Origin of the sequence: Beduini sp., assembly GCF_047239305.1 — a bacterium.
In the GTDB taxonomy this organism is placed as follows: Bacteria; Bacillota_I; Bacilli_A; order Erysipelotrichales; family Coprobacillaceae; genus Beduini.
This window is the reverse complement of record NZ_JBKTEM010000002.1, coordinates 359,621-385,175: the sequence shown is the minus strand read 5'-3', so window position 1 is coordinate 385,175 and position 25,555 is coordinate 359,621. Positions and strand designations below refer to the sequence as shown.

General features: G+C 37.1%; 28 protein-coding genes. 9 read left to right on the top strand and 19 right to left on the bottom strand.

Annotation, left to right across the window (positions count from 1 at the left end; all coding sequences use genetic code 11):
* The first annotated feature begins 39 nt into the window (after window positions 1–39).
* The 3 genes from ACLRVU_RS05565 to ACLRVU_RS05555 all read left to right on the top strand — a co-directional run bounded on the left by ACLRVU_RS05565 (window position 40) and on the right by ACLRVU_RS05555 (window position 2,718).
* Window positions 40–1,425: an MATE family efflux transporter gene (locus ACLRVU_RS05565; RefSeq protein ID WP_412891055.1), complete on the top strand. Its 1,386-nt coding sequence runs from the start codon at window positions 40–42 to the stop codon at window positions 1,423–1,425.
* Between the two features lie 62 nt (window positions 1,426–1,487).
* Complete coding sequence (locus tag ACLRVU_RS05560) at window positions 1,488–2,369, top strand: radical SAM protein (protein ID WP_412891054.1); 882 nt, start codon at window positions 1,488–1,490, stop codon at window positions 2,367–2,369.
* Between the two features lie 31 nt (window positions 2,370–2,400).
* The gene (locus ACLRVU_RS05555; protein ID WP_147552388.1) at window positions 2,401–2,718 is read left to right on the top strand and encodes a PTS sugar transporter subunit IIB; all 318 of its coding nucleotides are present in this window, start codon (window positions 2,401–2,403) and stop codon (window positions 2,716–2,718) included.
* A gap of 37 nt (window positions 2,719–2,755) precedes the next feature.
* Here the strand turns inward: ACLRVU_RS05555 and ACLRVU_RS05550 are convergent, their stop codons facing one another.
* The 5 genes from ACLRVU_RS05550 to ACLRVU_RS05530 all read right to left on the bottom strand — a co-directional run bounded on the left by ACLRVU_RS05550 (window position 2,756) and on the right by ACLRVU_RS05530 (window position 6,938).
* Entirely contained in the window at window positions 2,756–3,121 is a 366-nt protein-coding gene (locus ACLRVU_RS05550) for a GntR family transcriptional regulator (RefSeq protein ID WP_412891053.1), read from the bottom strand.
* Between the two features lie 12 nt (window positions 3,122–3,133).
* Window positions 3,134–3,862: a hypothetical protein gene (locus ACLRVU_RS05545; RefSeq protein WP_412891052.1), complete on the bottom strand. Its 729-nt coding sequence runs from the start codon at window positions 3,860–3,862 to the stop codon at window positions 3,134–3,136.
* Window positions 3,856–4,557, bottom strand: a complete 702-nt coding sequence (locus ACLRVU_RS05540; RefSeq protein WP_412891051.1) for an ABC transporter ATP-binding protein — start codon at window positions 4,555–4,557, stop codon at window positions 3,856–3,858. Before ACLRVU_RS05540 ends, ACLRVU_RS05545 begins: the two co-directional genes overlap by 7 nt.
* Window positions 4,558–4,720: 163 nt before the next feature.
* Window positions 4,721–6,109 carry an NADPH-dependent glutamate synthase gene (gltA, locus tag ACLRVU_RS05535; RefSeq protein WP_412891050.1) on the bottom strand — a complete coding sequence of 463 codons (1,389 nt, stop codon included), beginning with the start codon at window positions 6,107–6,109 and terminating at the stop codon, window positions 4,721–4,723.
* Window position 6,110: 1 nt separating this feature from the next.
* Window positions 6,111–6,938, bottom strand: coding sequence for a sulfide/dihydroorotate dehydrogenase-like FAD/NAD-binding protein (locus tag ACLRVU_RS05530; protein WP_412891049.1), 828 nt, complete (start codon window positions 6,936–6,938; stop codon window positions 6,111–6,113).
* Window positions 6,939–7,030: 92 nt separating this feature from the next.
* On the opposite strand from ACLRVU_RS05530, the gene ACLRVU_RS05525 reads away from it, so the two are divergent.
* Together ACLRVU_RS05525 and ACLRVU_RS05520 are read left to right on the top strand one after the other, a co-directional pair.
* Window positions 7,031–8,050, top strand: coding sequence for an NAD-dependent epimerase/dehydratase family protein (locus tag ACLRVU_RS05525; RefSeq protein WP_412891048.1), 1,020 nt, complete (start codon window positions 7,031–7,033; stop codon window positions 8,048–8,050).
* A 2-nt stretch (window positions 8,051–8,052) separates the two neighbouring features.
* Window positions 8,053–8,838 (top strand): HAD family hydrolase, encoded by a 786-nt coding sequence (locus tag ACLRVU_RS05520; RefSeq protein WP_412891047.1) that lies wholly within the window; start codon window positions 8,053–8,055, stop codon window positions 8,836–8,838.
* Between the two features lie 18 nt (window positions 8,839–8,856).
* Here the strand turns inward: ACLRVU_RS05520 and ACLRVU_RS05515 are convergent, their stop codons facing one another.
* The 7 genes from ACLRVU_RS05515 to ACLRVU_RS05485 all read right to left on the bottom strand — a co-directional run bounded on the left by ACLRVU_RS05515 (window position 8,857) and on the right by ACLRVU_RS05485 (window position 15,542).
* Window positions 8,857–9,207: a hypothetical protein gene (locus ACLRVU_RS05515; protein ID WP_412891046.1), complete on the bottom strand. Its 351-nt coding sequence runs from the start codon at window positions 9,205–9,207 to the stop codon at window positions 8,857–8,859.
* Between the two features lie 13 nt (window positions 9,208–9,220).
* Window positions 9,221–10,498 carry a DUF308 domain-containing protein gene (locus ACLRVU_RS05510; protein WP_412891045.1) on the bottom strand — a complete coding sequence of 426 codons (1,278 nt, stop codon included), beginning with the start codon at window positions 10,496–10,498 and terminating at the stop codon, window positions 9,221–9,223.
* Window positions 10,499–10,533: 35 nt separating this feature from the next.
* Window positions 10,534–11,217: a VanZ family protein gene (locus tag ACLRVU_RS05505; RefSeq protein ID WP_412891044.1), complete on the bottom strand. Its 684-nt coding sequence runs from the start codon at window positions 11,215–11,217 to the stop codon at window positions 10,534–10,536.
* A gap of 109 nt (window positions 11,218–11,326) precedes the next feature.
* A complete protein-coding gene (adhE, locus tag ACLRVU_RS05500) occupies window positions 11,327–13,987 on the bottom strand; it encodes a bifunctional acetaldehyde-CoA/alcohol dehydrogenase (protein ID WP_412891043.1) in 2,661 nt (886 codons plus the stop codon).
* Window positions 13,988–14,337: 350 nt separating this feature from the next.
* Entirely contained in the window at window positions 14,338–14,508 is a 171-nt protein-coding gene (locus tag ACLRVU_RS05495; protein WP_412891175.1) for a rhodanese-like domain-containing protein, read from the bottom strand.
* Window positions 14,468–14,647: a rhodanese-like domain-containing protein gene (locus ACLRVU_RS05490; protein WP_412891042.1), complete on the bottom strand. Its 180-nt coding sequence runs from the start codon at window positions 14,645–14,647 to the stop codon at window positions 14,468–14,470. The genes ACLRVU_RS05495 and ACLRVU_RS05490 overlap by 41 nt, the downstream gene beginning before the upstream one ends.
* Before the next feature lie 22 nt (window positions 14,648–14,669).
* Window positions 14,670–15,542, bottom strand: coding sequence for a LysR family transcriptional regulator (locus ACLRVU_RS05485; protein ID WP_412891041.1), 873 nt, complete (start codon window positions 15,540–15,542; stop codon window positions 14,670–14,672).
* A 111-nt stretch (window positions 15,543–15,653) separates the two neighbouring features.
* On the opposite strand from ACLRVU_RS05485, the gene ACLRVU_RS05480 reads away from it, so the two are divergent.
* Window positions 15,654–16,232 (top strand): chromate transporter, encoded by a 579-nt coding sequence (locus ACLRVU_RS05480; protein ID WP_412891040.1) that lies wholly within the window; start codon window positions 15,654–15,656, stop codon window positions 16,230–16,232.
* Complete coding sequence (locus ACLRVU_RS05475) at window positions 16,225–16,773, top strand: chromate transporter (RefSeq protein ID WP_412891039.1); 549 nt, start codon at window positions 16,225–16,227, stop codon at window positions 16,771–16,773. Before ACLRVU_RS05480 ends, ACLRVU_RS05475 begins: the two co-directional genes overlap by 8 nt.
* Window positions 16,774–16,796: 23 nt before the next feature.
* Here the strand turns inward: ACLRVU_RS05475 and ACLRVU_RS05470 are convergent, their stop codons facing one another.
* Window positions 16,797–17,585, bottom strand: a complete 789-nt coding sequence (locus tag ACLRVU_RS05470; RefSeq protein WP_412891038.1) for an HAD family hydrolase — start codon at window positions 17,583–17,585, stop codon at window positions 16,797–16,799.
* Between the two features lie 92 nt (window positions 17,586–17,677).
* Window positions 17,678–20,857: an SEL1-like repeat protein gene (locus tag ACLRVU_RS05465; protein ID WP_412891037.1), complete on the bottom strand. Its 3,180-nt coding sequence runs from the start codon at window positions 20,855–20,857 to the stop codon at window positions 17,678–17,680.
* Window positions 20,858–21,179: 322 nt separating this feature from the next.
* Here ACLRVU_RS05465 and ACLRVU_RS05460 point away from each other — a divergent pair, with 322 nt between their 5' ends.
* Window positions 21,180–21,530 carry a helix-turn-helix domain-containing protein gene (locus ACLRVU_RS05460; protein ID WP_147552428.1) on the top strand — a complete coding sequence of 117 codons (351 nt, stop codon included), beginning with the start codon at window positions 21,180–21,182 and terminating at the stop codon, window positions 21,528–21,530.
* A gap of 118 nt (window positions 21,531–21,648) precedes the next feature.
* The gene (locus ACLRVU_RS05455) at window positions 21,649–22,227 is read left to right on the top strand and encodes a helix-turn-helix domain-containing protein (protein WP_412891036.1); all 579 of its coding nucleotides are present in this window, start codon (window positions 21,649–21,651) and stop codon (window positions 22,225–22,227) included.
* Window positions 22,228–22,289: 62 nt separating this feature from the next.
* Here the strand turns inward: ACLRVU_RS05455 and ACLRVU_RS05450 are convergent, their stop codons facing one another.
* The 5 genes from ACLRVU_RS05450 to ACLRVU_RS05430 all read right to left on the bottom strand — a co-directional run bounded on the left by ACLRVU_RS05450 (window position 22,290) and on the right by ACLRVU_RS05430 (window position 25,442).
* A complete protein-coding gene (locus tag ACLRVU_RS05450; protein ID WP_412891035.1) occupies window positions 22,290–22,733 on the bottom strand; it encodes a DUF1893 domain-containing protein in 444 nt (147 codons plus the stop codon).
* 115 nt (window positions 22,734–22,848) lie between these two features.
* Window positions 22,849–23,373: a GNAT family N-acetyltransferase gene (locus tag ACLRVU_RS05445; RefSeq protein WP_412891034.1), complete on the bottom strand. Its 525-nt coding sequence runs from the start codon at window positions 23,371–23,373 to the stop codon at window positions 22,849–22,851.
* An 84-nt stretch (window positions 23,374–23,457) separates the two neighbouring features.
* Window positions 23,458–24,282 (bottom strand): oxidoreductase, encoded by an 825-nt coding sequence (locus ACLRVU_RS05440; protein ID WP_412891033.1) that lies wholly within the window; start codon window positions 24,280–24,282, stop codon window positions 23,458–23,460.
* Window positions 24,283–24,380: 98 nt separating this feature from the next.
* Complete coding sequence (locus ACLRVU_RS05435) at window positions 24,381–25,007, bottom strand: VanZ family protein (protein WP_412891032.1); 627 nt, start codon at window positions 25,005–25,007, stop codon at window positions 24,381–24,383.
* Between the two features lie 219 nt (window positions 25,008–25,226).
* Window positions 25,227–25,442, bottom strand: coding sequence for a hypothetical protein (locus tag ACLRVU_RS05430; protein WP_412891031.1), 216 nt, complete (start codon window positions 25,440–25,442; stop codon window positions 25,227–25,229).
* Between the last annotated feature and the right edge of the window lie 113 nt (window positions 25,443–25,555).

Sequence of the window (25,555 nt, the reverse complement as noted above, 5' to 3'; positions counted from 1 at the left end):
TTTCGGTACCTTACAATAAAACAATGTAGGAGGAATTATATGGAAAAAAATGAAATGGGTACGGGAAAGATTTCCCAGTTATTAATTAAATTCTCTGTTCCGGCTATTATCGGAATGTTAGTAAACGCTATATATAATATCGTCGATCGTATGTTTATCGGAAATGCACCGCATTTAGGATCATTGGGAATTGCCGGGATTACAGTCAGCTATCCGGTTACATTGATATTAATGGCGGTCAGTTTGATGTGTGCTGTCGGAGGAGCTACATGTTTTTCCATCAGTTTAGGTGCAAAGCGAAATAAAGATGCCAGTATATACATAGGGAATGCATTAACTTTGGCAATTATTTTCGGAGCCGTCATCATGATTTTTGGAAATTTATTTATTAATCAGGTCTTGGGAATACTGGGAGCCAGCAGCAATGTATTGCCTTATGCTCGCTCATATTTAAGTATTATTTTATACGGGGCTGTTTTCTCATGCATTACAATGTGCGGAAACAACTTCTCAAGAGCACAGGGGAATCCTAAAAATGCTATGGTTTCTCAATTGATTGGGGCAGGCTTCAATATCGTCTTTGATTACATTCTGATCTTTAAATTTAATATGGGAATGGAAGGCGCTGCTTTAGCGACCATTGGCGGTCAATTTTTAAGCATGGTCTGGCAGTTAGCGTTCTTATTTTCAAAGCGTTGTTTAATTCCAATTCAATTAAAATCGATGGTTTTAAAATTTGAACATACTAAAAGGATTATAACGACAGGAATTCCTGCTTTCTTAATGCAGTTTTCTAATAGTATCTTAAATATCATCTTGAATGGTACATTAGTTAGTTATGGCGGTGATATTGCGATCTCAACAGTGGGAATTATCACCAGTGTGCAAACGATCTTATTCATGCCAATTACCGGTCTAACACAAGGACAGCAGCCTTTAATCAGCTACAACTTTGGGGCAAAGCAAATGAGTCGTGTCAAAGAAACATTGAAATATGCAATTATCGCAGCTACTACCATTGCGGTTATCGGTTTTGCAGCGATCCAGCTATTACCGGGATTTATTATTACAGCTTTCAATAAAGAAGCGGATATCATCCAGCTGGGAACCAATGCCTTACGAATTTGGTTTCTATGCCTGCCGCTGATCGGAGCGCAAATCTGTTGCGCCAACTATTTCCAAGCCATTGGAAAAGTACGTGAAGCTAGTATTCTGACACTATTAAGACAGATCATTATTTTAATCCCAATGATCCTGATCTTATCGAATCTATTTGGTCTATACGGAATTTTCTTTGCCGTGCCAATTGCCGATGCCGCTTCATTCCTAATTACTACTTTACTAACCTATCACCAAATGAAGCAGATTCGCACTGAACCAGAAGAAACGGCAGTAACTGAAGAAATCATTGAAGAGGCACAATAAGCCTCTTTTTTCTTGTTGTGACTTTAAGGATCATGATATGATAGTGAAAATGAGGTGATACCATGCAAGTGATTAAAGCAAAATCAATTCTTCAAAAAGTCGGAGAACATTCAAATCAGTGGTTTGGCATCGATTATAATATCAATCTTTATAAAGGGTGTTCTCATGGGTGTATCTATTGTGACAGCCGCAGCAGCTGCTATCAGATCGACCATTTTGATGAAGTACGCATCAAAGAAAATGAGATCGCGATTTTAAACAAGGAACTTCAGTCAAAAAAGAAAAAAGGCGTGGTAGGGATTGGTGCCATGAGTGACACCTATAACCCCTTTGAAAAAAATCTTGAGATTACCCGTCAAGCTTTAAAGCTGCTGCAATTTTATCATTTTGGCGTATCAATCGATACAAAAAGTGACCTCGTTGCCAGAGATATTGATATATTAAAGCAAATGAAGAATGTTATTATAAAGTTCACAATTACAACCGCCGATGATGAGCTGTGCAAAAAAATCGAACCGCATGTCTGTGCTTCTTCTGCCCGTTTCAAAGCGATGAAAGCATTGAGTGACGAAGGGATCTTTACAGGAGTATTATTTACTCCGATCCTGCCTTTTATCACCGATCAGGAAGACAATATCAGAAACGTTATTCGTCTTTCCTATGAGCATGGAGCTAAGTTTATTTATTCGATGTTTGGGGTAACATTAAGGGAAAATCAAAGAGACTATTACTATTCGCAGCTAGATCAGTTATTCCCCGGATTAAAAGAAAAATATCAGCAGTTTTTTGGAAACAGCTATATGTGTGGAATCCGAAATTATTCCCATTTAAAGAGGATTTTTATACAGGAGTGCCAAAAATACGGACTACTTTACAAAATGGAAGATATTATCGCTGCCTATAAAGAAGAGAATGAACAGATTCAGTTAACATTTGATTTATAGTGTGCTAGAATAAATACGGAGGTATAAGATAATGATGAGGATAATGTTAGCATGTGCCGGTGGAATGTCAACAAGCTTACTTGTAACCAAAATGCAGGAAGAAGCTAAAAAACAAGGTATCGATTGCAAGATCTGGGCGATAGGAGAATCTGGAATCGAAAATTATCTTGGTGACTTTGACGTTTTACTGCTAGGACCGCAGATTCGCTACAAGCTAGAATCGGTCAAAAAAATCTTAAACGGTAAATATCCTGTCGAAGTCATCGACATGCGTAATTACGGAACAATGAACGGAAGTGCCGTATTTACAACTGCCGCTAACCTTTACAAAGAATTTTACCAAAAATAATAGTTAAAAAAGTACGGATTATAATCTCCGTACTTTTTTATTGTGCCTCGATTTCTTCATTAATGGCATCAATAATTCCTTGTCGATCATATCCTAAGCCATTCATTTCACTGACAAAAGTATGCACTTTTTCATGACTGATCTCGAAACGCAGGCGATCAATCAATTCAAGATCTTCTGTCACAAAACGTCCGACGGTTCGTTCACTATGCAGTAAACCAGCTCTTTCAAGCTCACTGAGTGCTTTTTGAATCGTATTAGGATTAACACTATATTGTAAGGCTAATTCACGTACAGAGGCAATTTTATGCCCTGGCAAGTAGTGATGAGTGAAGACATCTTTTTTGATTTCGTCCATGACTTGCAGATAGATCGGTAAATTTGGATCGAAACTGTTCTTCATATTCCCACCTCGCTATTCAATTTGTAATTTTTTATCAATTAAATAGGTTGTTCCAACAAAGAATCCAACAGTAAATACTACATTGATAAATATATTAAAGATATAAAGTGATGAACTGTTCATTGAACTGACTAATCCATAAAACATTGATGAATCGGCAATAAATCCTAAAGCCAAAAGTCCGAGAATATATCCGCCTACCCCAATCAATACTCTGTTTTTAGTAACATATTTCGTATGCACAAAGGTAATCGTAAAATAGAATGAAGCAATCATCGCTAAAATAGAAGTGAAGGCAGCAAGAAGTGACTGCAATACTTCTCCCGGATAAAGAGATATATTATAGCACAGCTGATTAATAAAATTAAAGATATCTCCGAATGAAAAGTCGGCGATTAACATCATTAAGATCATCAGTCCCAACCCTAAGATAAAGAAAGCTACAAAAGTCCAAATCATTGCCCCAATCATTTTAGAAAAAACAAGTTCTTTAGATGATACCGGCAAAGTTAGAGTCAAATAACCGGGACGGTTAAACATTGAGCGTGAAAAGTGCTGAACAATATTGACAAAGATGGATATGACGATCCCAAATAAAGCTACCATCAATAATCCACTCAAAAATTGATTAATCACTGTCGGCAAGAACGGTGTCGCACAGCAAAGTAATAAATAAACAGCAAAAGTCAATAAATACTGACGATAAGAACCAATTAATTCATATTTTAATAATTTTAGCATTTGAATACCTCCCTAAACAATTCATCGATAGACATATGACGATCATTTCTCAATGTCTCCGTATTTTCGTGCATAATTAATTTCCCCTCTTTAATAAAGACGACTTCATCAAAGATAGTTTCCAAATCACTTATTAAATGGGTAGAAATAATAATTAAGGCATCTTCAGCATAGTTATTTAATATCACATCTAAGATGACTTCTCTGGCAGCCGGATCCACCCCTGCAATCGGTTCATCCAAAATGTAAATCTTTGCTTTACGTGACATCACCAAACATAATTGAAATTTTTCTCGCATCCCTTTTGACATCGATTTAATCTTCATTTCCGGTGTTAAGTTGAAACGAGTCATCAGTTCGATGCAATGTGCATATTGAAAATCTGAATACAGTTCTCTAAACATATTTAATGCATCTTTAGCATGCATCCAGTCTAAGAAATAAGATTCATCCGGCAAATAAGAGATGATTTCTCTTGAATGCACTCCGATTGGCTGTCCATCGATCAATACATTCCCATGATATGCTTTTAATAACCCGTTCAATATTTTAATCAATGTTGTTTTCCCTGAACCATTTGGTCCTAATAATCCAATAATCTTCCCTGATGTAAGACTTAAAGAAATGTTTGTTAAAGCAATCTTCTTTCCGTAAGTCATTGAAAGATCTTCTATTTTAATTAATTCGTTTTCCATAGTTTCCCTCCTACTGTATTAATACACTAATACAATAACACGGACTATAATGATTGTCAACAGAATAAATAAAAAAGTTAGAAATTAATCTAACTTTTCAATCAGTACCACATGATGAGGATCGACAATTCGTTTTCTCTCCAAATCATATTACCCTGTCCCATTATTGTTTATTTAATGCTTCATCAATCGCTTTAGCGGCGTTTTTACCTGCTCCCATCGCTAAAATAACAGTTGCCGCACCGGTCACAACATCCCCGCCGGCATAAACCCCGTCTTTGCTGGTTGCCATGGTTTCTTCTTCCACAATGATTCCGCCCCATTTTTGTGTTTCCAACCCCGGAGTTGTCTGACGGATCAAAGGATTCGGACTTTGACCGATCGCTTCGATAACAGTCCCTACTTCCAACAAGAATTCGCTGCCTTCTTTTTCAACCGGACGTCTTCTTCCGGAAGCATCAGGTTCTCCTAATGTCATTTCCACACATTCCATCGATTTTACCCATCCGTCTTCACCATGAATCGCAATTGGGTTATTCAATAGTTTAAAGATAATCCCTTCTTCTTTAGCGTGATGAATCTCTTCTTTTCTGGCAGGCAGTTCTTCTTCACCACGACGATAAACGATATACACCTCTTTTGCACCGAGACGCTTTGCCGTTCTGGCGGCATCCATCGCTACGTTTCCACCTCCGATAACAGCTACTTTTTCACTGATTTTAACCGGAGTCGGGTGATCAGGGAACTGATAAGCCTTCATTAAATTAACACGAGTTAAGAATTCATTCGCAGCATAAACCCCATTCAAATTCTCTCCGGGAATACCCATAAAACGAGGCAGTCCGGCACCAGAACCGACAAAGATCGCTTCATAGCCTTCTTCTTTTAATTCATCAATCGTGATGGAACGTCCTACAATCACATTCGTTTCAACATGAACTCCTAATTTTTTTACATTATCTACTTCTTTTGCCACAAGTGCTTTTGGCAGACGGAATTCAGGGATTCCATAAACTAATACCCCACCTGTCTCATGCAAAGCTTCAAAGACAGTCACATCATAACCACGTTTGGCTAATTCTCCCGCACAGGTAATTCCTGCCGGACCGGAACCTACGATTGCTACTTTATGATGATTCTTTTCGATTTCAACCTTTTCTTCTTTATTTAAAGCCATGTGATAATCGGCAACAAAACGTTCCAAGCGACCAATTCCAACCGCTTCTCCCTTGATTGCACGTACGCATTTTCCTTCACATTGATTTTCCTGTGGACAAACACGTCCACAAATAGCAGGCAGTGCATTCTCACGTTTGATTGTTTGATATGCCGCTTCGATATCCCCTTCAGCTACATGCTGGATAAATTCCGGAATCGGAACTCCTACCGGACATCCATTCATACAAGGCTTATGACGACAGTTTAAACAACGGGTTGCTTCTTCTTGCGCTTGTTCTAAAGTATATCCCAAAGCAACTTCCTTAAAGTTTTTATTACGTACATCTGCCTCTTGTTCAGGCATCTTGACTTTTTCTAATGACATGTTTGGCATTTTATCTATCCTCCATGGTGAGGTGACAGATATGCTGTTCCTCAGATTTAAACATACGCTGACGATTAATCAATTCATCAAAATCCACTAACATTCCATCAAAATCAGGTCCATCTACACAGGCGAACTTGATCTTGCCATCGACACTGACACGACAGCATCCGCACATTCCGGTTCCATCAATCATGATCGGATTCAAGGACACTGAAGTCTTGATCTGATATGGTCGGGTAACATTAACCACTGCTTTCATCATTGGCACAGGTCCGATCGCAATGACCTCATCAAATGTTTCTTTCTTATCTAACAAATCCTGCAATACGGTTGTAACAAACCCTTTTGTCCCCATTGTCCCATCATCTGTCGCAATGTAAACATGTTCACAGATGGGTTCAAATTTTTCTTTCCATAAAATGTATTCTTTGCTTCTTCCCCCAATAATAACATCCACTTTTACACCCATGTCATGCAGTGCTTTTAACTGCGGATACAGTGGTGCAGCGCCAACCCCTCCGGCAACTCCAATCACATGCTGATGTTTAGACAAAACGGTAGGAACGCCTAACGGTCCGGCAAAGTCCTGAAGTTCATCGCCTTCATTCAGCTTTGCTAATTGTGCAGTAGAATATCCCACGATCTGGTAAATGATCGTTACAGTTTCTTTTTCACGATCAAAATCTGCAATTGTTAATGGGATTCTTTCGCCATCTTCACTTACTCTTAATATAATAAACTGCCCAGCAAGACATTTACGTGATACATGAGGTGCTTTAATTTCCATCAATTCAACGACATCGTTTAATTTCTCTTTTTTTATGATTTTATACATTTTTCAACCCTCTTTCCACTTTTTCCTTATTATATATAAATTTTATTTTAAAATCAATCAATCTTTGTTACTATTGTTAAGGAGGTAACAGCATGAAAATATTAATTATCGGCGGTACCGGTACGATCAGTACTCCTATCACTTCCGCCTTAGCTCAAAACGTTCAAAATGAAGTCTATGTTTTAAACCGCGGTAATCATAATGATCGCCTGCACCCAAACATTATCTCATTGGTTGGGGACATCAATGATAAAGAAGCAATCTCTTCTTTAATCAAAGAAATGACATTTGACACTGTCATTAATTTTATTTTATTCACACCCGCACAGGCCTATGATAATATTGCATTATTTAAAGGGAAAACGAGGCAGTTTATTTTTATTTCGACAGTGGTCACGTATAACCATGACGGAGCTGTCTGCTTTAATGAAGATCATCCGCTGGGAAATCGTTATTCTCGCTACGGACAAGGGAAACAAGCTTGTGAAGAAATATTCAGAAAAGCCTATCAGGAAGAAGGATTTCCAATTACTATCGTTCGCCCTTCCCAAACGTATTCCAATGACCGTATTCCTCTAAGTATTAAAGGAAAGAACTGCTACAGTGTTATTAAAAGAATGCTGGAAGGAAAAGAAGTGATTATCCACGGTGATGGAAACAACTTATGGACATGCACACATGCTGATGATTTTGCCAAAGGTTTTGTTCCTTTAGTGGGAAATCCTGATACAATCAATGAAGCCTATCAAATTGTTTCTGATGAACAGGTCAGTTGGAATATGATTTATCTTTATTTAGCTAAATTATTGAGCGTTCCTTTTAAACCTGTCTATATGACTACAGATTTGCTTTCTAAAAGCAAAACCTACGCATTAAGTGAAAGCATCCAGGGAGATAAGCAGTTCTCCCATCTATTTGACACAACAAAGATCAAACAGGCTGCTCCTGACTTTAAATGTGCCATTACGATTGAAAAAGGATTGGCAATGTATCTTGATTATATGGAAAAACACCCCGAATTAAAACAAGCAGATGAAAAATTTGATCAATGGTGTGACCAAGTTATCGCTGCCTATAAATTGGCAATGAAGTCCGTAGAAGAGGTTTTATAATCATGAGAAAGCTTCTGTTCTTTGATATTGATGGGACCTTATTAAGCGATACTACTCATCAGGTTCCTCAAAGTGCCAAAGAAGCATTAAAACAGGCACAGGCAAACGGACATCTCATCTTTATTAATACCGGTCGTCCTTATGCTTCCATCTCACAGGAGATCAAAGACTTGAACTATGATGGAATATTGTGCGGCTGCGGCACTTACATCGAGTATCATCAGCAGATTTTATTTCATCGGGAAATTTCCCCGGAAATAATCGTTCAGGTCATAACTGCTTTAAGAAAACATAAGGTCGCTGCCCTTTTAGAAGGAAAAGATGCCGTATATTATGATCCAAACAACCAACACCCTCATGTAGCCCAAATTAAAAATAAATATACAGCAATTGGGATGGATACTCAGCACACATGGGATGATGCTGATATTCATTTTGATAAGTTTACAATTTGGCATGATGCACACAGTGATTTTCCGGCGTTAAAAAACGAGATGACTTCTCATTTCGATTATATCGAACGTGCCCTTGACTTTGGCGAATTTGTACCGCATGGCTTTACCAAAGCAACCGGTATTCAGTTTTTGATGAAGCATCTGCAGGTAGACCATCAGCATACATACTGCTTTGGTGACAGCACAAATGACCTTTCGATGCTTGAATATTGTCAGCACAGTGTCGCTATGAAAAACAGTGATCCGCGAATCTTTAGTCATGTTGAATACGTCACGACAGATGTCGATGATGACGGCATTGCCAATGCTTTAAAGCATTATCATCTAATATAAAAAAGGACAATGACATGATCATTGTCCTTTTCTTGTGATAAAACTGCCATCAACTTCATCGAGGGGCAGGATCATCAATACTCCCGAATTCGGCTGATCCAAACCACCGGTCACATCGTTTACAATTTGTTTAAACTTTGCAACCTTTTCTTCTTCCATACAAAAAAGCATTGTCTTGTTGGCATCCCGAGGAATAATAAACAGCTGTTTTAATACAGATACTAAATCCTCATTCTGATAATCTGTTTGCTTCTTTGCCATCCCCATACTATCCAAAATTGTACCACCACGAATCCCGGCATTATAAAGCTTGCCTAAAAACGTTTCCTGTAAATCCGGATTGTTGAGAATAAAAATGACTAATTTCATTTTTCTCACCCCATTATTTATAAACTGTACGTGTTACCACGAAACTGCCTTCTTTCTTGAACTCTCGTTCAAAATAATCATAATAAGTCCCCGGTGTGATCATCCCGTTGATATTCAATAAATCCGTTCCTGCTTTTCCTAATACACTGTCAGCCAGCAAGACACAGTTTGTACTCATGACAAAATAGGTTTTAAAGCGGCTGTATTTAAACTTGTAAAGCAAAGCGTCGCAATCTTTAACTAACAGACTCCCATAATCCTGATATTTCTCCGGATGCTCCGGATCTTTCATAATCGGTGGCTCCCAGGGCACTAATCGTGATTTCAAATCATCAATCTTCGCTTTGACATTTTTATATTGTTCTTCATCTAATTTCAAACCATAGCTGAATAATGTTTTTTTACTGTGTTCAATGCAAAAGGGAATATATTTTTCTTTAGTTGTGATAAATAAAATCCCATCACCGATAGATTCCATCAGTTTAAAGGAATCTTGATCATAATTGCCATAAGAAATAATCTCGTTGTTAAAGTATAAATCAACATGTCCTAAGGCACCATAGCCATTTTGCGTGACATGAATAAAAACCTCGATATCCGGAATAACCTCTTCTTTCTTTTCTACAAACTCAGTGACCTCGCCGTCATCATCGTATTCCCCTAAATATTTATTGATCGCCTGCAAAGCACGATACGGCAATAATGCCACCAAAAAGATTGGTAAATTAATACGGATCATCCTTTTATACTTTGTTTTTGTTGCTTTTGGAATGATGAGCTCAAAGCCATCACGTACATAGGTATAGCCCAAACATACGGCATACAAACCCAACAGTAAAAACAGCTGCCCTACTCTGGCAAAAGGAGTTAAGACCAAAAACAACCCTAAACCAATAAACAAGAGTGCATCCAATAATAAGATTAAACGTCCTTTCACATGATCTTTACGGTAAATAAAATAAGTAATAAGCTTTAACACTCCCGTCATAATGCCATACAGTCCAAACAAGATGACAATCAAAGAAACCGGCACTTCGGGAAATAACTGTATCAGTTCTCCTGCCACAATACTCACTAAAGCCGTTGTCAGAGATACTGATTTTTTAATATCATTTGAACCAATCACTAATGCCACTAGTTGAAATACTCCGGCGATAATCAATAGGGAAGCGATAAGTTCGATCATCGTAATCGCAAACGTAGCTCGCATAATCATAACGCTGATGCCTAATACAACAAGACATGTTCCCCCGATGACCATTGAAGAGGATTCCCAACGTTTATCCTTCATCGCTCTCCCTCCTTATATTTATTATATAATAATAATTAATCCCGATAAAGCAAATGTTTCCATGCTTTCTTTACAAATGGAATCTTATAAATGAAAAAGACAATCATGACCCCGGTAAAATTTAATATAAAATCATCAATATCACCAACACCTACACTAAAGTATACTTGTGCACACTCACTTAAAATGATAGTTGTCGCCATAAAAAGCGGAAAGCGAAAGAAAGAATCCATCGTTTCCGATAAGGTTGGCAACAGAATCCCCATTGGAGCAAAGACGATTAAATTGCCTACAACATTAAGCAATAGATGGGATAAGTAGATATTGCCATTTTGATAAGCCAGCATGTAGTCCTTCATCATTTTAAACGGTTCTAAATTAATCCCTTCAACCATATGGGATAAGAGTTTATTACTTTGCACGGTGATATTTCTGCCAAAGTCGCTATCAAAGAATAATAAATAGACGAGATTAACCAAATAAATAATAAAAACAATAAAAATAAAGGCGGTCATCAGCTTACGTTTTTGTGAACGTTCCTTTAATTCTTTTAATAGCTGCCATACACAAAGGCTCAGCCATAAAATCCCCAGTGTCACGACTCCGATTTTTTCTTTTACTCCAAATGTAATAAGGGGACTTACGGCTACAAAGATTTGATAAAGAAGGGTAGATAAAAATAAAATAAAGTATATAATGAATGATTTATTTATTTTCATACGAGCCTCCTTCTTAACCCTTATAGTATATCATAATGTCTGTCTATTCCAAATAAAAAACAAAAAAATAATCTGAGGTTTGATCCCCAGATTATTTCAATTTCAGACATTACTTTTTAGTTGTTTTTCTTTCATAGCTGTAAGTTAATCTTAAGATTTGTTCCATATCTTTAACCATCGGCATTCTAGGGTTAGCTGGTGAACATTGATCTTCATAAGCGTTCATAGCGATTCTGTGAACTGCTTCTTCCCAATCTTCTTTGCTGATTCCCTGAGATGCGAAGTTAGAAGGGATTCCAACTTTTCCTGATAACTCATCACAAGCTTGTGCAAACATTTCTACACCTTCAGCCGGAGTTTTTGGATTTAATCCGATTAACTGAGCTAATTCCATGTATTTAACATCAGCTTTATAGTTTTCGATCTTAGGCCAGATGTTTAATTTTGTAGGTACTGTTCCGTTATAACGGATAACATGTGGTAATAAAATAGCGTTTGTACGTCCATGAGGGACATGGAATTCTCCACCGATCTTATGCGCTAATGAGTGATTCATACCCAAGAAAGCATTTGCGAATGCCATACCAGCGATCGTTGCAGCATTATGCATTTTTTCTCTTGCTTCAGGATCGTTTTTACCATTTTTAACTGATCTTTCTAAGTAATCGAATACTAATTTAACAGCTTGTTTAGCCCATCCATCTGTAAAGTCAGATGCTAAGATTGAAACATAAGCTTCAACGGCATGAGTTAATACGTCAACTCCTGTATCCGCAGCGATAGAAGCAGGCATACTCATTGCAAATTCTGGATCTACGATGGCTACTGTTGGTGTTAATGCATAGTCAGTTAATGGATATTTTTTATTTTCTTTACGATCAGTAATAACCGCAAATGGTGTTACTTCTGAACCTGTACCTGAAGTTGTTGGGATACAGATTAATCTTGTTTTCTTACCTAATTCAGGGAATTTGAATGCACGTTTTCTAATGTCCATGAATTTTTGTTTAATATCATCGAAGTTTACTTCCGGATGTTCATGTAATAACCACATAACTTTAGCGGCATCCATTGAAGAACCTCCACCTAAAGCGATAATAACATCAGGATTGAATTTATTCATCAATTCAACACCTTTTTGTACTGTATCTACACTTGGATCTGGTTCAACATCAAAGAATAATTCGATATCTACTTTATTTCTTCTTCTCTTGATCGCATCTTCAATTTTAGCTACATAACCTAAATTATACATACCACGGTCAGTGACGATCATAGCTTTTTCCATTTCTTTCATATCAATCAAGTATTTGATTGAGTTCTTTTCGAAATAGATTTTTGGTGGAAGTTTAACCCATTGCATATTGTTGTTACGTCTCCCTACTCTCTTAATATTTAATAAGTTGATGGCACTTACGTTGTTAGAAACTGAGTTTCTACCATAAGATCCACATCCTAATGTTAATGAAGGAATGAAGGCATTATAAACTGAACCGATTCCTCCGAATGTAGATGGAGCATTTTCAATAATACGGATTGCTTTACAAGCTTTACCGAATTCGATTGTTACATCATGATTTTGAGTATGGATCGCTGCAGAGTGTCCTAAACCGTTAAATTCAACCATTGCTGCTGCTTTTGCGATACCGTCTTCTGTAGAATCCGCTTTTAAAATTGCTAATACTGGAGATAATTTTTCTCTTGTTAAAGGTTCTTTTGGTCCTACTTCATTACATACTGCACAAAGAATCTGAGTATCTTCCGGTACTTTGATTCCGGCTTCCAAAGCGATTGAATAAGCTGAATGTCCAACGATATTTGGATTTAATTTAGCGTTTTCAACACCTTCAGAGTTAGAAGCAAATCCGAACATATATTTTTCTAATGCTTCTTTTTCTTTATCATTTACAAAATAAACTTTAAAGCGTTTCATTTCATTGATCACTTCATCATAGATTTCATGATCGATGATTGCTGCTTGTTCAGAGGCACAGATCATCCCGTTATCAAAAGATTTTGATAGGATAACGTCATTCACTGCACGCTTGATGTTACAAGTTTTTTCTAAGTATGCAGGCACATTTCCAGCTCCTACACCTAATGCTGGCTTACCGCAAGAATAAGCAGCTTTAACCATTGCGTTACCACCTGTTGCCAAGATTGTAGCGATACCATCATTATTCATTAATGAAGTTGTTGCATACATTGATGGAGTTGGTAAATCCAACCATTGAATACAATCTTCCGGAGCTCCGGCTGCAACCGCTGCATCTCTCATACAAATAGCTGCTAACTTAGAACATTGTTGAGCAGATGGATGGAATGAGAAGATGATTGGGTTTCTTGTTTTTAAAGCGATTAATGATTTAAAGATAACTGTAGAAGTTGGGTTTGTTGTAGGGATAATTCCACACACTACCCCAACCGGTTCAGCAATTTCAGTGATTCCAGTTAGTGGATCTTCATTGATGATTCCTACTGTTTTTAAGTGACGTAAGTTAGAGTTTACGTATTCGCAGGCAAATAAGTTTTTAACGGCTTTGTCTTCAAATACCCCTCTGCCAGTTTCTTTGATAGCAGCTTCTGCTAAAACACCGTGCTGATCTAATCCAGCAACTGAACATTTTGCTACGATATAATCTACTGCATCTTGATCTAAACGTCTAAATTTTTCCAATGAAACTAAGGCTTTGCTTACTAGACCATCTACATAAGCATCCACTTGTTCATTTGTCATTTCTTCTACTTTGGCAACTTTTTTTTCTGCCATGATCACACCTCCGTATGTTTTTTGTGAAATATTTAATTTGATTTACACACGTAGTTTATCATCTTGTGAAAAAAAATACAATAGCTTTTTTACCTCCTTTTTGACATTAAGCGCTTACACTTAAAAAATTTTTTTAAACCCCGTGAAATGTAAATCAAACTAGCTCTTATTTATATTGATTTTATCATACTTTTTCTTAATTTTAAAGTGAATCGCCAAAAGAACGTTTTTTTCAAAATTTTACACTTTTTTTATGTTCAAAACAGCTTGATTTTCACTCCTTTACAAACGAAAGTCCTTTCATAAAACTAACCTTTATAAATTAAAAAAAGATTGCAGTTCTGCAATCCTTACCGATTGATTTCATAGGGCCAATCTAAAATTCCACCAAAGTTATACACATTCTGATAGCCCATTTTTTCAAGTTGTTCACATGCCGCCGCACTTCTTTTTCCGCTGCGGCAATAGACTAAAATCTTTTCATCGAGATCTTTTAATGATTCCGCTGCTGTTTGTGTAATCGTTCCTAAGGGAAGCAGGATTGACCCTGGGATATGGCATTGCTGCATACTCATCTTCTTCACGAACATCCACGATCGCTACTTTTTCATGATCGATCATTTCTTTTGCAGTCTGCGGTGTGATTGTTTTATACTCCATTCGATTTTCTCCTTCACCTTTATTATAACAAGATATCATGCGGTATATTCGCACAAAATGCTTCCAGCATCGGTGTCATCTTTTTATTCTTATTCATTACCATCGTGATTGGATTGCTCAGGTTTAAATCTGTAATCTCTAATTCTATCAATTTGTTTTCTTTTAACTCCTGCTGAACCAATACTTTGGGTAAAATCGCAATGCCTAATCCCATTTTTGCTGCTTCGATCAAGGTTTGTGAATCCACACTGACCCACTGAGCAAAAAGCTGATAACCCGCCAATGTCACGGCTGATTCAAAAGTTTCCCGCACTGCACTCCCGCGTTCTCTTAACAGCAAGCGATGCTCCATCAATGCTTTGAGTGATAATTTACTATGAATCGTTGTATTAGGTGACACATAAGCCCCAATGTCATAATTTAAAATCGGAGTCATTAAAAAAGACTGTGACGGCAGTGCCCCTTCAATAAAGGCAACATCCGCTCTTCCCTCTAATAATGCTTTTAACGCTGAAGCCGCACTGTTAATCTCTACTTGTACTTTAGTATGATGAATACTTTGAAACTGCTCAATATAGCGGGGCAGCCAAATTTGGGCAAACGTAATACAACTGGAAATAGAAAGCGGCGCCGCTTCCTTCAACTCCCCTAAACGAGCCTCTAAGCGTTCCATTTCTTCAAGAAGAGGGAGGACTTCTTTTAAAAGTAATTCTCCGCTTTTTGTCAGCTTCACACTTTTATGCATTCTTTCAAATAAAGGCGTATTGACTTTACCTTCTAATTCTTTCATTGCATGAGAAACGGCTGATTGTGTTAAAAACAGATTTTCTGCGGCACGGGTAAAATTTTCTGTTTTAGCGACTTCTCTAAAAATAAGATAGTGTTTAAGGTTCATATAAAGCTCCTTTTGCCATGAATTTTATTCATATCACTCCCAATATATTATCATTTCACAAATGGCAAAGCAACTTTTATAATAAACCTTGCATACAAAGAAAGGAGTTCTATGAAAGAGAAAATTCGTTTTTATTTATGGCTGTGTTATGTCAATCTATTTATCAGTACGTTTACTTTTGGCGGAGGGTATGTGGTCATCCCGATGATCAGAAAATACTTCGTCGAGCAAAGAAAATTATTCAGTGAGGAGGAACTGATGGAGATGGCTGCCATTGCTCAATCTTCTCCGGGAGCAATCGCAATCAATTTAAGTATCTTAGCAGGAAAACGCACCGCCGGCTGGATCGGCATCCTCATCAGTAGTCTTTGTTCGATTCTTCCTCCCATCATCATTCTCAGCTTTATATCTACTTGGTATGTGGCATTTTCCAATAATCTCTATATCGCCGCAATCTTAAAAGGTATGCAAGCCGGCGTTGCCGCTCTGATCGTTGATTTGATTATTGATATGTATAAAATGATCTTAGAAGAAAAATCGGTATTATTAAATCTATTGGTTCCCGCCGCTTTTATTGCCAATGCTTTTTTTAATGTTAATGTCATGCTGATCCTGGTTATCAGTTCTTTAATCAGCGTTTTCTTCTTATTTATGCAGCCGGTTGTCAAAAGGAGGCAAAAGCATGTTTAATCTTTTTATGACCTTTTTAAAAATCGGTCTATGCAGTATCGGCGGCGGTTATGCGATCATACCGATGATTCAGCAGCAAGTTGTTTTAACACAGGGATGGATCAGTGAAAAAGTATTTACTGATATTATTACTATATCACAAATGACACCGGGTCCTTTAGCGGTGAACACCTCTACTTTTGTCGGGATTCAGATTGCAGGCATTCCCGGCGCTATCGTTGCCACTGTAGGATGTATCCTGTGTGGTATCCTTATTTCTACCTTGCTTTATGAGTTCTTCAAAAAATATAAACATTCTAAATATATTTTTGAGATCCTTAAATCATTGAAAGCCACCTCTTTAGGTTTAATCGTCTCTGCCGCCTTTACGATTCTGCTGCTGACTTTTTTTGGCACTTCCACTTTAAACAGCTCTGTTCATGGGGATTTGCTGGCAATGCTGGTATTTGGAGCTGCCTTATTTTTATTAAGAAAATATAAGGTGAATCCGATTGTCATGATGAGCTTATGTGGTGTCATCGGCCTATTTATCTATATTTAAAAAGGTTGGAAATTCCAACCTTTTTAAATAAACCGGTAATGCTTTAACGCTTTGGCTACACCATCTGATGCCACATCATCACTGATGTATTCGGCAATTTCTTTCAATGCTTCTACAGCATTTTCCATCGCTATACCGTGCCCAACAACACTTAGCATTTCAAGATCATTATTTCCATCACCAAAAGCATAGGTATCCTTAATATCAATGGCTAATGCTTTAGTCAGTTCAATGATTCCTACCCCTTTATTAATCCCTTTGATATTAAGATCAAAGGAAAGCTGATTAGGATGCTGAGCAATATCAAAATGTTCTCCCAGCAAATCATAGACTAACTTAAATTCTTTAGGAGCTTGAACCTTGACCATTGCAATATACGCTTCAATATCCTCTTCATCGAAGCTATCCACCATCGTTTCTGCATTCATTTCCCAGCGTCTGCTGAAATCCTGGATGCTTTTTCTATTTTTATCATTTACATAAATATGATCATAGCCTTCAATATAGTAATCAAAACCATATTGATCACATACCTGTATCAGCGTTTTAATAGCAGACTGAGAAATTTTTTGCTTAAAGATGCATTTCCCTTTATATTCCACATAAGCTCCATTGCATGTCACAAAACCGCTAAAAGGGAAATCCCGAATCGGCTTTACAATAAAACATTTTGTTCTTCCAGTCGCAATGAATGCCAGATGCTCTTGCTGAAGTTTTAAAATAGCGGCTTTATTCACCGATGAAATATCAATGAGTCCATGTGGAGTATCTAACAATGTCCCATCAATATCAAAAAAGAAAGCTTTACTCATAACCTACCTCCTACCTTGTTTATCATACCAAGAATTTTCCTTAATTACTATTAATTACTAAAGAAAAACCGCCGGCTTCACCAGCGGTTATTCTACTTTTTAAGGAAACCAAAGAGTCCCTTTTTCTTATTTTTTTCTTGTTCTGCTTTTTCTTTTTTGACGTTTTCCAGTTTCTCAACCGCTTCTTCGTACCCATCATTTACAGCTTCCTGATACCAGCGAATCGCTTCATCTAAATCTTTTTTAACGCCAATACCTTTTTCATAACAGTGCCCTAAATTGCTTTTAGCGATGCGATTTCCCTGACGGGCTGCTTTGGCATAAAGTTCTACTGCTTTTGCTTCATCCTTTTTGACACCGGTTCCATTTTCATAGTTGACTCCTAAATTATTGATCGCTGTAATATGTCCTAAATCTGCGGCTTCTTGATAAAGCACAACAGCTTTTGCTTCATCTTTTTTCACACCGGTTCCAAAATCATAACAGCAAGCTAAGTTATAGATCCCTTGCGGAAATTTTGCATCTGCACTGCTTTGATATAGTTCAATCGCCTTTTTAAGATCGACTTCGACACCGATTCCCGTTTCATAGCAATACCCTAAGAAGCAAGTAGCTCTGGCATACCCAAGATCAGAGGCACGACGATATAATTCTACGGCTTTATCCGGATTTTTATCAACCCCATAGCCGTTTTCATACATAACCCCTAAGTTAGTCATCCCTCTGCCCGAATTCATATCAGCAGCTTTTTGATAGTATTCCACCGCTTTTTCATAAGATTGTTCCACACCTTTTCCGAATTCAAAGAAAACCCCAAGATTACAGCAGGCATTGATATCATCCTGATCCGCAGCTTTTTGATACCATTCAGCAGCCGTTTTGAGATCCGCTTCGACACCGTCTCCTACTTCATAGCAATAGCCTAAATTGCATTGGGCACGCGGATAGCCTTGCTGAGCAGAAGCCTGATACCATTTAAATGCCAAATCGATATTTTTTTCTGTTCCGATTCCGTAATCGTACATATAGCCTAAGTTGCATTGTCCGACTGCATCCTCATTTTCCGCTGATAAAGTATAATAATGAAGTGCCAAAGCAAGGTCTTTTGTAGTCCCTTCTCCCATTTCATAGCAGTAGCCAGTTACACACTGGGCTCTTGCAAATCCTGCATCCGCCGCTTTTTTATACCAAACAAACGCTTCTTCCATATTAGCTTCTACACCATCACCGTTTTCTAAACAGCAGGCATAATTATACATCGCACGTGGATAATGCTGATTAGAGGCGGCAATATACCATTTTACCGCTTCTTCCATATTCTTTTGAGTACCACGTCCCACTTCATAGCAAAGTCCTAAATTACATTGGGCACGCGGATAGCCTTGTTCTGCTGCCAACTGATAGAAGTGAACAGCCTGCTTGGCATCTTCTTCAACCCCAATTCCAACTTCATAGCAATACCCTAAATTGCATTGGGCTACCGGATATCCAAGGTCAGATGCTTTTCGATAATAATCGGTTGCTTTTTTCTCATCCTGCTCGCACCCCTGACCCGCTTCATAACAATACCCGATACATGAAATGGCGCGTGGATAATCTTGCTTGGCTGCCATATCATAATATTTAAAGGCTTCATCATAATTGATTTCAACCCCGATTCCCACTTCATAACAATATCCTAAGTTACATTGAGCTACTGCATAGCCTTGTTCTGCCGCCTGACGATATAAGGAAACGGCAATCTGCGGATCGGCTTTACAACCTAATCCCACTTCATAGAAATAACCCAAGTTTGCCAGACCACGTGGATAGCCTTCTTTAGCAGACTGCTCATAATATTTAAAAGCCTCGTCTGCATTTCTTTCTACCCCTATTCCACTTTCGTAGCAATACCCTAAATTGCATGCTCCGATCGGATCCCCTTGATCAGCCGCACGACGATAATATTCACATGCCAAAGCTTCGTCTTTTTCAACCCCAAAGCCTACTTCTAAGCAATATCCGTATTTGCACTGTGCCTGCGGATAATTCGCTTCTGCTGCCTGGCGGTATAAAACTACTGCACGTTCAATATTTTCTTCTAAACCAATGGCATTTTCATAGTTGTAAGCAAGATTATACATTGCTCTTGGATACCCTTGATAAGCAGCACGCTCATAAAGCTCATTCGCTTTTTTTATATCCTTTTCAACTCCATTGCCGTTTTCATAGCAATACGCTAAATTACATAATGCCGGTGCATAATCCTGATTGCTGGCAGCCACATACCATTCGATGGCAGCATCCATGTTCTGTTCGATGCCTTCCCCAAATTCATAACAGTACGCCACATTGAACTGCGCTCTTTCATATCCATCTTCTGCCGCTTTTAAATACCATTCAAACGATTTTTCCGGATCCGGATTCACATAAATCCCAAATTCATAACAAGCGCCAATACACCATTTAGCCGGAGTGAAATTCTTTTCTGCCGCTTTTGTATAATATTCAAATGCTTTTTGATGATCCTTTTCGATTCCAATCCCATATTCATAGCAATGCCCTAGATTGCATAATGCTCGTGCATACCCTTGTTTTGCCGATGCCTGATACCATTTCACCGCTTCCTCAAAGTTTTTTTCTACTCCGCGTCCCATTTCATAGCAATACGCTAAATTGCATTGTCCGACATCATCCCCATTGTTAGCTGAGGCAGTATACCAGTGAATCGCTTCTGACAAGTCTTCGCCTACTCCCTGTCCCATTTCATAGCAATACCCTAAAATACATTGAGCAGGAGGAAATCCTAAGATAGCCGCGTGCTTAAACAGCTCTGCCGCTTTAATCTCATCATGCAGCTTTCCATTTCCATAAAAATATTTTAATCCTAATTCATAGATACCTTCTGGCGTAGACGGCATTTCTTCCACTTCTTCAATGATCTCGTCTTCCTTCATTAAAAAGCAGATATCCATTCCTAAAATGCAGTCATCTTCTTCTATATAATAATGTTCTTCATTGATATAGGGAGTATTGGTAAAATCCAAGTCCTCTATTTCATAATTGCTTAGTACCTGCTTATACGCTTTATCAAGTTCATTCATCTTCTGATCATTATCATCACTCTTAGCTGCTATCAATGTTTTTACTTTTAATAATTTAGTCTGTGTTTCGCTAAATCCTTCGATTTTCACTTTACACCAAGTGATATCACCTTCACACGTTATAATCTCATCGACATTCCATTGATTAAATAATGGTTCATAAAATTTTAACCTTTCTAATATATCCATATTATTCTCCCCGTATTTATAATTTATATATATCTATATCATACCATATTCGTTATATTTGAACAAAAAAATTATAAAAATTTCAATTCTTAAAAGTAACTTTACAATTTTGAACCATAATAAGACTGTACCAATAAACTATTTAGTGTTAATATTAGTTTGGTGTATGCTATTGTTTCCAAATAGCTAACAGAAAATATGATAATAAAGGAAAAAGAGAAACAAATAATTTATTTTCATACAAGTTTAGAGATTTTATCGTATTTTCTATATGAATCGTATATAATATGATTAAAGTTTTTAAAAAAAATGAGGGTATAAAATGAAGAAATTAGGGTCAAGAATCGTTGGATTACGACAAGAATTAAACATTACGCAAATTTCTTTAGCGAAGTCTGTAGGTATAACAAAGTCAATGCTATCTAAATATGAAAATGATATCAATGTTCCAAAAGCTGATGTGCTTGGAGAAATTGCTACTCGTTTAGATACTTCAACTGACTATTTGCTTGGTAAAACGGATAATCCGGCACCAATTATAAAGAATGATACATGGATTCAACTTCGCGAAGATGAATATGAAATTCTTCAAGGCTTCAGAGCGTTGAACGAAGAAAATAAAGTGCGTATTAAAGAACGTATGGATTGTTTGTCGTCTTTCCAAGAAAAGTAAAAAAGCGTAAATAACGAAATTATCTGTCATTAGGTAATTTCGTTATTTTTGTTTAACTCGCCGGAGCGTTGGTTGTATAAAGGAAGAAATTCGCTACAATGATAGAGGAGGTGTTGTTATGAACAGTTTAAAAGTAGGACAATTAATTTTAGCTTTACGCAAGGAAAAGAAGATGACTCAAAAAGAATTGGCAGATCAACTATCAATCAGTGATCGCACCGTTTCTAAATGGGAACGCGGAATCGGCTGTCCTGATATCAGTCTGCTTCCTTCATTAGCCAATCTGTTTGGTGTAAGTGTTGAGGATATTCTTTCCGGAGAACTTTCATGCAACGTCCTAGATGGAGGAAATATGAAGCGAATCAAATTTTATGTGTGTCCCATCTGCGGCAATATTATCTATTCGATGAATACCATTGACATTGCCTGCTGCGGACGTAAGCTTGAACCCTTAGAAACAAATAAACCTGATGACTTACACCATTTAAATATTACTGAAAGTGATGGTGAGGACTATATTACGTTTGATCATCCGATGAACAAAGATCATTACCTTTCTTTTATCGCTTTGATGATGTATGATCGGGTAATGCTTGTCAAACTCTATCCCGAACAATCAGGGGCATTGCGTATGCCAAGAAAAAGAGGAAGCAAAATTTATTATTACTGCACTCAAGACGGTTTATTTATGATTTAAGATCCTGCGGGATCTTTTTCTATATCTAAAAAAGATAGGTCTTCCTATCCTTTTTAATATTATTAAGCCGTCAGCTTCCACAATAATGAGTTCATTGACTTACTTAAATACTGAACGATGATCTTAAATCCTTCATCTAAATCATGAATTTCTAATAAATCTTCTTCCATTGAGCAGATACCGTCTTTACAAATATTTTCAATATATTCCACTTCATGATCATACGTATAGCAGATGTGATAACGATCCAGAATTTCCTTCGCCGGACGGCTGATCACATGGGCATGTAAATATTGAATGCGGCTCCTAGCCAGCAAGATTGCTGTCGCTTTGCCAACACGACATTCTAAAATAACGGCATCTTTGAAATAATAACGATGCTTAACAGCTTTGTATAAGATCGGCGTTGTTCCACTATCATTCGCCGTATATAAGTAATCTTGTGAACTCGCTACAAAAGAGTAATGATTTTTTCTTTGCATTTCTTTTAATTCTTCAATGGTCATATAAATCCCTCCAATCGCATGTCTATTGAATGAACATCTATAGCTTAGCACTTGGAGTTAACTCTAAGTCAAGGGCTTTTTTGTATTTTTATAAAAAAGTAAAAGCATTACACTTCTACTCTTTTATCCATTCCTCTTTTAAGATGGCATACTCAAATGTATCCTGCCAGATCGGATTCCCATTTTTATCTTTAAAAAACCAAATGTTTTTGATATGATGAGCCTCTCTGCGCATGTTTAATCGTTCCATCAATTTCCAAGAAGGTATATTTTCCGGATTACACATCGCTACTACACGGTGGGCGCCCTGATTAATAAACACATCCTTTATCAAAGCACGAGCAGCTTCTGAAGCATATCCCATACCTTGGAAATGCTGGTTAAACACATAGCCTAATTCCCATGTATCAAAATCCTGCTTTTCAAAATATATATTACCGATCAGTTTTCCGTTTTCTTGCAGGCAAACCGCCCAAAAAGCCGGATTGACTGATCGTTTAACTGCTTCTTTCTTTGCTTTTTCCAAAGTAAAGACATCATAAGGCTCATATTTCACAACCTCTGCCTGTGATAAATATTCATATAAACCCTTATAGTCTTCTGACATAAACCGTCTTAGAATTAATCTTTCTGTTTTCATATCATTCCTCTTTCTTTAGCCCCCATTATAGCATACACTGCATAGCGCTTACAAATCTAAAAAAGACCAGTTTGAAATGGTCTTTTAATAATCTGATTTTGTACTGATCTCTTTATAGTTGTCAATTTCCTTGATTCTTTCCTGCAATGCTTCTGAAACGATTCTGACTGCATCACTTCCTAATAATAACCTAAAGGGATAATCTTCACGTTCAATTGCTTCAACAATAACTTCTCCGCCTTTAATCGGATCTCCCGGCTGATTTTTCAAATTAACAACATTTTCTTTACGTGTTTTTCCAGCCGTTTCAGCGTAATCCTCAATCTTCTTTTCTGTTCCTTTCAATGATGTATCATAGAAATGTGTTCTGAATGATCCCGGCTCAACAATCATGACTTTAATGCCCAATGGTTTCAGTTCTTTTGCCAATCCATCCGTCATCAGTTCCAAAGCTGCTTTACTAGCGGCATAATATCCAGAACCAACACCTGAACGAACCGCTGCAATAGAAGAAACATTGACAATCGCTCCGCTTTTATTAGCTCTTAAAGTTGGCAGTACTTCTTTAATTAATTCGATAGGTCCAAAAAAGTTTGTATTGAATAACTGATTGACACCTTCAATTTCTCCTTCTTCTACTGAAGAGCGATAGCCATATCCGGCATTGTTGATTAAAACATCAATCGTACCAAATTTAGCCAAGGCTTCTTTAAAGGCGTTTGTAATGCTTTCTTTATCAGTCACATCCAAAGCGACTGCATAAGCGGTCTTGGGGTATTCTTTTACCAAATCTGATAGTTTTTGAGGATTTCGAGCTGTAACCACTGCCTGATCTCCCTTTTTTAATACCGCTTTAGCAATTCCTTCTCCAATCCCACTTGAGCATCCTGTAATTAACCATGTTTTCATACTTTTTTCTCCTTTATCTGTTTTTTATTTCTATTACAAGAACAGTATAATGCTTGGAGTATACTCCAAGGCAATAAGAAAAATAAATATTTTAGAACTTAACTCATAAAAATCATCACAAAGGCTGTGGCGATTACCAAAATTGGCAAACGCTGACCGACTTTGTGTTCGGATGCTGGTGTCTCTTTTACTTTTAGTTTTAAAATTAACTGATAACAAAAGAATCCGAGCAAAGCACCAAAAGTATTGGCAATCAGATCATTAATATCCGTTGCCCGATACAGCGTAAATAACTGACTTAATTCAATGACTAAGGATACTCCAAATCCTAATACTACAACATTTTTCATCTTATTAAAGGATTGACTGACCAGCGGGCAGAAAAACCCTAAAGGCATAAAACAAAAGATGTTCAAGATAAATCCGAGACTGACACCGCCATCTAATGGAATTAAACTGATATTTGGATTAAACAAAGGTTCTCCTAAACTTGTGACACGTATAAGTTCACTGATTGTCGGAATTCCCACCACATTATATAAAACAATACATACATAATAATACAATAAAAATGAAGCAATGATGATCTGACCTTTAGGTAACTTATTCTCTTTCTTAAACAATGCAAATAACACCACTGACAACAATACAAATCCGATCATAAATATTGGTTTTAAACACAACATATCAATGATTGCATCAAAAACACTCAACTGACTTTCCATAGTTTTTATTTCCCTCCTGCCTTGCTTACAGGATACAATAAAAGCCTTAAATTAAAGTCAAAATAGATGAAAACCTTTCTAAAGAATTACAGTATTTTTTAAAAGAATTGCCAAGTTTTATATAAGAAAAACAATAATAGGAACAGTCTTACAACGAAGGTGATCCAGCTCGTAATTTTATTTTTCTAGTCATGATCTAACTGATATAATTGATAGAATTTAAAAGATAAAAAGAACATTAAAATACTGATAAGCGAATAAAAATCCATTTACTCCAAACGCTCTTGATTTCATCTCATTCATTTTAGCAATATCTATCAGACTTTCTTCATGGCGTTCATTCCTTTCTTGTTGGAGAACATGCTCACCTAACAAAAGATCGATAACGCTGACACCCAGCAATAAACTTAAAGGCTTTAATAACGAGATATCCATTAAGCAAATTCCTCTTTCCCACTTGCTTATAGCAAAACATTAAGCTTCTCAGCTAATTGTTTTTAGGTTAAATTTTCTTTATGTCGTTGTTTTACAATGAACTTACCGATTTT

Excerpts from the sequence above, each read along its gene's own strand:
- adhE (WP_412891043.1), bottom strand. The coding sequence starts at position 13,987 with ATGGCAGAAAAAAAAGTTGCCAAAGTAGAAGAAATGACAAATGAACAA.
- ACLRVU_RS05520 (WP_412891047.1), top strand. The coding sequence starts at position 8,053 with ATGAGAAAGCTTCTGTTCTTTGATATTGATGGGACCTTATTAAGCGAT.
- ACLRVU_RS05565 (WP_412891055.1), top strand. The coding sequence starts at position 40 with ATGGAAAAAAATGAAATGGGTACGGGAAAGATTTCCCAGTTATTAATT.
- ACLRVU_RS05445 (WP_412891034.1), bottom strand. The coding sequence starts at position 23,373 with ATGAAAACAGAAAGATTAATTCTAAGACGGTTTATGTCAGAAGACTAT.
- ACLRVU_RS05545 (WP_412891052.1), bottom strand. The coding sequence starts at position 3,862 with ATGCTAAAATTATTAAAATATGAATTAATTGGTTCTTATCGTCAGTAT.
- ACLRVU_RS05435 (WP_412891032.1), bottom strand. The coding sequence starts at position 25,007 with ATGGAAAGTCAGTTGAGTGTTTTTGATGCAATCATTGATATGTTGTGT.
- ACLRVU_RS05455 (WP_412891036.1), top strand. The coding sequence starts at position 21,649 with ATGAACAGTTTAAAAGTAGGACAATTAATTTTAGCTTTACGCAAGGAA.
- ACLRVU_RS05560 (WP_412891054.1), top strand. The coding sequence starts at position 1,488 with ATGCAAGTGATTAAAGCAAAATCAATTCTTCAAAAAGTCGGAGAACAT.
- ACLRVU_RS05440 (WP_412891033.1), bottom strand. The coding sequence starts at position 24,282 with ATGAAAACATGGTTAATTACAGGATGCTCAAGTGGGATTGGAGAAGGA.
- ACLRVU_RS05555 (WP_147552388.1), top strand. The coding sequence starts at position 2,401 with ATGATGAGGATAATGTTAGCATGTGCCGGTGGAATGTCAACAAGCTTA.
- ACLRVU_RS05540 (WP_412891051.1), bottom strand. The coding sequence starts at position 4,557 with ATGGAAAACGAATTAATTAAAATAGAAGATCTTTCAATGACTTACGGA.
- ACLRVU_RS05470 (WP_412891038.1), bottom strand. The coding sequence starts at position 17,585 with ATGAGTAAAGCTTTCTTTTTTGATATTGATGGGACATTGTTAGATACT.
- ACLRVU_RS05475 (WP_412891039.1), top strand. The coding sequence starts at position 16,225 with ATGTTTAATCTTTTTATGACCTTTTTAAAAATCGGTCTATGCAGTATC.
- ACLRVU_RS05450 (WP_412891035.1), bottom strand. The coding sequence starts at position 22,733 with ATGACCATTGAAGAATTAAAAGAAATGCAAAGAAAAAATCATTACTCT.
- ACLRVU_RS05510 (WP_412891045.1), bottom strand. The coding sequence starts at position 10,498 with ATGAAGGATAAACGTTGGGAATCCTCTTCAATGGTCATCGGGGGAACA.
- ACLRVU_RS05480 (WP_412891040.1), top strand. The coding sequence starts at position 15,654 with ATGAAAGAGAAAATTCGTTTTTATTTATGGCTGTGTTATGTCAATCTA.
- ACLRVU_RS05515 (WP_412891046.1), bottom strand. The coding sequence starts at position 9,207 with ATGAAATTAGTCATTTTTATTCTCAACAATCCGGATTTACAGGAAACG.
- ACLRVU_RS05505 (WP_412891044.1), bottom strand. The coding sequence starts at position 11,217 with ATGAAAATAAATAAATCATTCATTATATACTTTATTTTATTTTTATCT.
- ACLRVU_RS05550 (WP_412891053.1), bottom strand. The coding sequence starts at position 3,121 with ATGAAGAACAGTTTCGATCCAAATTTACCGATCTATCTGCAAGTCATG.
- ACLRVU_RS05530 (WP_412891049.1), bottom strand. The coding sequence starts at position 6,938 with ATGTATAAAATCATAAAAAAAGAGAAATTAAACGATGTCGTTGAATTG.
- ACLRVU_RS05525 (WP_412891048.1), top strand. The coding sequence starts at position 7,031 with ATGAAAATATTAATTATCGGCGGTACCGGTACGATCAGTACTCCTATC.
- ACLRVU_RS05465 (WP_412891037.1), bottom strand. The coding sequence starts at position 20,857 with ATGGATATATTAGAAAGGTTAAAATTTTATGAACCATTATTTAATCAA.
- ACLRVU_RS05460 (WP_147552428.1), top strand. The coding sequence starts at position 21,180 with ATGAAGAAATTAGGGTCAAGAATCGTTGGATTACGACAAGAATTAAAC.
- ACLRVU_RS05490 (WP_412891042.1), bottom strand. The coding sequence starts at position 14,647 with ATGGAGTATAAAACAATCACACCGCAGACTGCAAAAGAAATGATCGAT.
- gltA (WP_412891050.1), bottom strand. The coding sequence starts at position 6,109 with ATGCCAAACATGTCATTAGAAAAAGTCAAGATGCCTGAACAAGAGGCA.
- ACLRVU_RS05485 (WP_412891041.1), bottom strand. The coding sequence starts at position 15,542 with ATGAACCTTAAACACTATCTTATTTTTAGAGAAGTCGCTAAAACAGAA.
- ACLRVU_RS05430 (WP_412891031.1), bottom strand. The coding sequence starts at position 25,442 with ATGGATATCTCGTTATTAAAGCCTTTAAGTTTATTGCTGGGTGTCAGC.